Raw genomic sequence first — 6,275 nt, forward strand, 5'->3', positions numbered from 1 at the left:
GCGCTGGCCCGCGTCGCCGCGCTCAACGCGTTGGCGGCCGTCGCCGCGCAGGCGCCTGGCGGGCTCGACGGCGTGCTGCGGATCGTGAAGGTGGTCGGGTTCGTCGCGAGCGCTCCCGGATTCACCGCGCAGCCCGGCGTCCTCAACGGTGCCAGTGACCTGTTCGTCGAGGTCTTCGGCGACGCCGGCCGGCACGCCCGCTCCGCCGTCGGCGTGGCCGCGCTGCCGCTGGGCGCGCCGGTCGAGATCGAGATCGTCGTTCGGGTCGCCGCGGGCTGAGGACCGTCGGGCCAGCCGTGGCCGCCGTCGCGACCAGCGGCCCGCGGAGGTCGCTGTCACCTAGCATCAGGGCATGGCCGACCACCAGGCTGGACCCGCCGACCGCGAAACCGCGCCGTCCGCTCGACCGCGGCGCCCGATGTCCCTGGCTGGCCTCGTCGGCGCCGGGAGCCGCCTGCGCCCCGACGTCGACCGGCCGGCCGGCGCGGGTGAGCGCCAGGTGGCCCCCGTGCGCGACGCGGCCACGGTCGTGCTGCTGCGTGACGCGCCCGGCGGGCGCGGGGTCGAGGCCTACCTGCTGCGACGTGCCGCGGGTATGAACTTCGCCGGCGGCATGTACGCCTTCCCCGGTGGTCGGGTCGATCCGACGGATCTGGGGCCGGACGTGCCCTGGGCCGGGCCGCCGGCCGGCGACGCGCTGCGCGTCCTGGCCGCCGACCCCGCACTGGCGCAGGCCCTGGTATGCGCCGCGGTCCGCGAGACGTTCGAGGAGTGCGGAGTCCTGCTGGCCGGGCCGGCGGCCCACCCTGTCGTGACCGTCGGCCATGACCGCCCGGATGACCTGACCGGCCCGGATGACCTGACCGGCCCGGAAAGCCGCAGTGGTCGGGGCAGTCGGGACGAGCCTGGCGGGCGGCTGCGCGAGGTGGCGGTGCGCGTCGCCGCCCGGACCGCGCTGGAGAGCCACGAGCTCGCGCTGAGCGAGCTGCTCCGTGAGCACGGCCTGGCTTTGCGTGACGACCTGCTCGCGCCGTGGGCCCGCTGGGTCACCCCGGAGATCGAGCCGCGCCGGTATGACACTCGGTTCTTCGTCGCCGCCCTGCCGGCCGGCCAGTCCCCCGGCCAGCCCAACCGCGAGTCCTCCTCGATGGAGTGGATCCGGCCGGCGCGGGCGCTCGAACTCCACGACGCGGGCGCGATGCTGATGCTGCCGCCGACCGTCTTCACCCTCGCCGAGCTGTGCGAGTACGACGACGTCGCGTCCGTCCTGGCGGCCGCGCACGGTCGGGATCTCTCGCCGATCATCCCGAAGATCATGATCAGTGGCGACGAGGCGCATCGTCTCCTGCCGCACGACGAGGCGTACGAGAACGCGTCCGGGGCGGGCGCCGCGCCCGTCGACGAGCCGGCGTAGCCCGCGATGACGACACCTCGGCGGGTCACCGCGCTGGCAACCGTCCTGCTGGCGCCGAACCCGGGGCCGATGACCCTGGAAGGCACGAACACCTGGCTGCTGCGCGCCCCCGGCGAGGTCGGCTGCGTCGTGGTGGATCCCGGCCCGGACGACCTGGCGCATCTGGCCGCGGTCGCGGCCGCCGGACCGGTCGAGCTGATCCTGCTCACCCACGGCCATCCCGATCACAGCGCGGGCGCCGCGACGCTGCACCAGCTCACCGGCGCCCCCGTACGCGCGCTGGACCCGGCGCACCGGCTGGGCTCGGAGGGACTCGCCGCTGGCGACGTGCTCGCGCTACAAGGCGTGGAGCTGCGGGTCCTGGCCACTCCCGGGCACACGTCGGACTCGCTGTCGTTCCTGCTGGCCGGGGACGAACGGGGCGCGGCGGCCGAGGCGGGCACGGGGCCCGCGGTGCTGACCGGAGACACCGTTCTCGGCCGGGGCACCACCGTCGTCGCCCATCCGGACGGCCGGCTCGCGGACTACCTCGACAGCCTCCGGCTGCTGCGGGACCTCGGCGAGACCACGGTCCTGCCGGGACACGGGCCGGAGCTACCGGCCGCCGGCACCGCCGCGCAGCGCTATCTGGATCATCGGCGGGGTCGCCTGGAGCAGGTCCGGGCAGCGCTACGCGACCTGGGGACGGCGGTCGCCGCGGCGGATCCCGCGGAGGTGGTCCGCCGGGTGTACGCGGATGTCGACCGGGCGCTGTGGCCGGCGGCCGAACTTTCCGTACGGGCCCAGTTGGACTACCTGGCCGCGCACCCGGACCTGCCCTGAAAGGGCCAGGCACTTTGTGCTGGCCACCGCGGTCGAGATACCCCGTGCGGGTCGACTCCGACCGGACGAGCGCCGACCGGACGAGCGCCGACCGGCTCGGCATCGCCGTCCCACCGGCCCCCAGCAGGCCCGACGAGCGGGCCCGTGACCTGCACCATCGGCCGCGATGCCAGGTACCACCCGGCCGTGCCCGATCGTGCCTGCCGGGGTCACCTTCGGGGCCTGCCCGCTCGCTCGATACCACCAGCGGCGCCGCCCCGGCCGCGGTCGGTCATCCGACTTCTCGGCGGCCGGGAAACGAGACCCAGGCCACTAAACTCGAGCGTGGAGGGAACCGCTCGTGTGCAGGAAGACGACTTCGACCAGCCGGAGACAGCGTGACCGGATCGGGCCGACGCCCGGCCCGCCGACGCCTCCGGCACCGTCCCCTACCCCGGGAGGCCCGCGTATGAGGGTGCCCGCGAGACTCGCACGGACCGGGTCGCGGCCATGGTGATCACATCGCCGCAGACCGGCCCGCTGAACTGCCCTCGCTGCGCCTCCGCAGCCGTTCCCGGTGGCCGGTTCTGCTACAACTGCGGCCTGGAATTCAGCTCCGCCGAGGCGTCGGCGTCCGACGCCCCGGAGCGCCGCGTCGTCACCGTGCTGTTCGGTGACCTGTCCGACTTCACCGGCTGGGCCGACGACCGCGATCCCGAGCGTGTCGGCGAGATGACCGACCGGGTGCTCGCCGCGCTCGCCCGCGAGATCGATGAGGTTGGCGGCCGCGTCGACAATCTCACCGGCGACGGCATCATGGCGGTGTTCGGCGCGCCGACCGCCCATGAGGACGACCCTGAGCGCGCCGTGCGCGCCGCCGCCGCGATGCAGGAGACCGTTCGGCGGCTGGTCCACGAGACCGCAGGCGACAGTGCCGAGGGGCGCCTGGGCCTGCGCATCGGCATCAACACCGGCGAGGTGCTCGCCGGCGTCCAGGCGGCGCTGTCCTACACCGTCATCGGCGACACGGTGAACACCGCGGCCAGGCTGTCCGCCGCCGCCTCGATCGGCACCGTCTACGCCGGTCGGGACACGGTGCTCGCGACCCGGACGGTGGCGAGCTGGCGGGAGCTGGCCGATCTCTCGCTGAAGGGCAAGCGGGAACCCGTGCCCGCCTACGAACTGATCAGCCTGCGCCCATCCAACGTCGCCCGGCCCGGCCTGGCCGACGACGCGCCGTTCCTCGGCCGCGACGCGGAGCTCAGCACGCTGCGGGCGCTGTTCGACGAGGTCGTGACCAGGCGGGCCCCCCAGGTCGCGCTGGTCGTCGGTGAGGCGGGCATCGGCAAGACCCGCCTGGCCAGCGAGCTCGCCGACGAGGCGGCACAGGTGCCGGGCGCGGTGGTGCTCTGGGGCCGCACGGTCCGCCACGGCGACGGCCGCGGGCTCGCCCCGCTCGTCGACGTCGTCCGCAACGCCTGCCGGATCACCGACGGCGACTCGTTGGATCGGGTCGCCGACCGGGTCCGAGGCACCGTCGCGAAGCTGGCCCATCCGCTCACGGGCGCGCGGCTGCCCACCGGCATCGCGGACCGGCTGCTCGCCCTGCTCGGTGTGCCGATCGACCGGCGCTCCGCCGGCATTCCCGCGGCTGCCCCGGGTGACCCGGCGGCCCGCGCCTCGCACGTGGAGGAGGCCGAGCAGCGCGCCGTCGAGGCGACCGTGGGTTCGGTCGCGCTGCTGCTGAGCGCGATGGCGCGGGACAATCCCGTCCTGGTCGTGATCGACGACCTGGAATGGGCCACCAGCCAGCTCAGCGACGCGATGAACCAGCTGGCCGCGCTGCTGTCGGGGCCGGTGCTGCTCGTGCTGCTCGACCGGGCCGGCCCACGGCTCACCAGCCTGCCGAACGTGCGCCGCATCGATCTGCTGCCGCTGGACATCGAGGCCTCCGGCCTGCTGTTGCAGAGCCACCTGCGCGGGCGCACCCTGGAGCCGAGTACCAGAACCGACCTGCTCGCCCGGGTGCACGGCAATCCGTTCTTCCTCGTCGAGCTGCTCAACCTGCTCATCGACCGCCGGTTGCTGCACCCGACGCGCGGCGACGGTGACGGCGGCGAACCCGCGGAGCTGGTGCTCGACGGCGCGCTGGCGGACACGCCGCTGCCCGCGGGCGTGCAGTCCGTGCTCGCCGCCCGCATCGACGACCTCGACCCGGCCGCGAAGGCGGTGTTGCGGGCCGCCGCGGTGCTCGGCCGGCGCTTCCCGGCGGAGGCGCTGCCGATGGTCGACGAGCGGCCCGCCGACGAGGTCACCCGGGCGCTGGAGGTGCTGACCGAACGCCAGCTAGTCCGTCCGCCGCGGGCGAGCGAGACCCGTTGGCGCTTCGTGCATCCCATGGCCCGCGACGTCGCCTACGCCGGCCTGCCAAAGGTGGAGCGGGCCCGCCGGCACGCGACGGCGGCACGCTGGGGCGTCACGGCGATGATCGGCTCGTCCCGTTCCGTGTCGACGTTCGTGGCGAACCATGCCCTGCGAGCGTTCGACCTGGCCGCGTCGATGAGCCTGCCGCCGGGCGATCCGGCCTGGGCGTCGCGGATGTCCGGCTTCCATGCGCATGTCCGGCTGGGCCGCGCCGCACTGGCCCGGGACGACCACCGGGCCGCGGCCGAACTGCTCGGGCACGCGCGCCGGCTGGGCCGCGCAGTGGTCGACGACCGGGAGGACAACGTCGTCCGGGTGCTGCACGCCGAGGCCCTCGTCGCGCTGCGCCAGCTCGACGAGGCCGAGCGCACCCTGCGCCCGGCCCTGCGTTCGGACACCCCGGCGCGGCGCGCCGCCGCCTTCTCGGTCCTCGGCGAGCTGCGCCAGAAGCAGGGCCGTCCGGAGGAGGCGGCGCAGTGCCTGCTCACCGCGCTGGAATCGGCCAACAAGGCCGGGGACGACCGGGCGACGGCCGCGGCACTGCGCCGGCTCGGCATGCTGGAGTACAACGCCGGTCGGATCAGCGCCGCCGAGGACCGTTACCGCGAGGCGCTGACGATCGCGCGCCAGGTCGACGACCCGCGCGGCGTCGGCTGGGCCCTGCAGCATCTGGCGTGGAGCGCCACCACCCGTGGGGACTACCCGCAGGCCGAACGGCGGCTGCGGGAGGCATCCGCGGTCTTCGAGCGGCTGGAGGACACCGGCGGGCTCGGCTGGTGCCGAGGCACCGAGGGGCTGGTGCTGCTGCTGTCCGGCCAGCTCACCCGCGCCCGCAAGCTCACCCGCGAGCTGATCGAGCTCGCCGGTTCGGTGGGCGAGCAGTGGGGCATGGCTGTCTGCCTGACGATCGACGCGATCGCCGCGGCGGAGCTGGGTGACATCGCCACGGCCGAGTCCCACAGCCAGCGGGCCACCGAGCTGTTCGAGGCGGCCGGGGACAGCTGGGGATCGGTCCTGGTGCTCGTGGCCCGCGGCCTCGCCGCCCGCGGCGCCGGGCAGCCGGCACGCGGGGCCCGCTACCTGGCCGAGGCCTGCGAGCAGGCGGCGAGTCGCGGTCATGTCGTGGTGGGCGCCCTCGCCCAGGTGCTGCTCGGGCTGACCCTGCTCGACGCCGACGAGGTCGAGCGGGCCGCGCAGGCCGCCGAGATCGCGCTGCGCGACCTGGAGCACCTGGAACTGCGCCCGCATGCCCAGCTCGGCGCGAAGGTGCTGGTCGCGCAGATCGCGCGGGCCCGCGGCCGGCTCGATGACGCCCGGGACCTGCTGGTCGAGGCGCTGGCCGCGAGCGAACCGGCGACGTTGATGTTTCCCCGCCGGCAGGCCTACGCGCATCTGGCCGGAATCCTGCTGGACGCCGGCCAGCCGGCCGAGGCCCTGGAGGTCGCCCGCCGCGCCGTCGCCGTCGACGCCGAGGACGTCCGCGCCCAGGTACTGGGCTGGCGAGCGCTCGGCACGGCGCTGGTGGCAAGCGGCGATCTCGAGGGCGGTCGGCGGGCCTACCTGCGGGCGCTGGCGGCGGCGACCGCCACCGACGCCGTCAGCGAGGCGCCGCAGACCCGCCGGCTGCTCGCCACCC

Annotated in this window: 4 protein-coding genes; all 4 read left to right on the plus strand. The window is 75.2% G+C overall.

All coding sequences use genetic code 11. The annotated features are described in order from the left end of the window. A partial coding sequence (locus MXD58_RS17580; protein WP_250609592.1) for a RidA family protein occupies positions 1-279 on the plus strand: 279 nt, incomplete at its 5' end. 139 nt (positions 280-418) lie between these two features. After that, positions 419-1,414 carry an NUDIX hydrolase gene (locus tag MXD58_RS17585; RefSeq protein WP_248838188.1) on the plus strand — a complete coding sequence of 332 codons (996 nt, stop codon included), beginning with the start codon at positions 419-421 and terminating at the stop codon, positions 1,412-1,414. 6 nt (positions 1,415-1,420) lie between these two features. After that, complete coding sequence (locus MXD58_RS17590; RefSeq protein ID WP_248838189.1) at positions 1,421-2,236, plus strand: MBL fold metallo-hydrolase; 816 nt, start codon at positions 1,421-1,423, stop codon at positions 2,234-2,236. 489 nt (positions 2,237-2,725) lie between these two features. Continuing rightward, positions 2,726-6,275 (plus strand): tetratricopeptide repeat protein (locus MXD58_RS17595; protein WP_250609593.1); only part of this gene is annotated, 3,550 nt, incomplete at its 3' end.

Source organism: Frankia sp. AgKG'84/4, assembly GCF_023242965.2.
Taxonomy (GTDB): Bacteria; Actinomycetota; Actinomycetes; order Frankiales; family Frankiaceae; genus Frankia.

What these genes read in the sequence shown, in the direction of transcription:
- MXD58_RS17590 (WP_248838189.1), top strand. Translation starts at nt 1,421, where the DNA reads ATGACGACACCTCGGCGGGTCACCGCGCTGGCAACCGTCCTGCTGGCG.
- MXD58_RS17585 (WP_248838188.1), top strand. Translation starts at nt 419, where the DNA reads ATGTCCCTGGCTGGCCTCGTCGGCGCCGGGAGCCGCCTGCGCCCCGAC.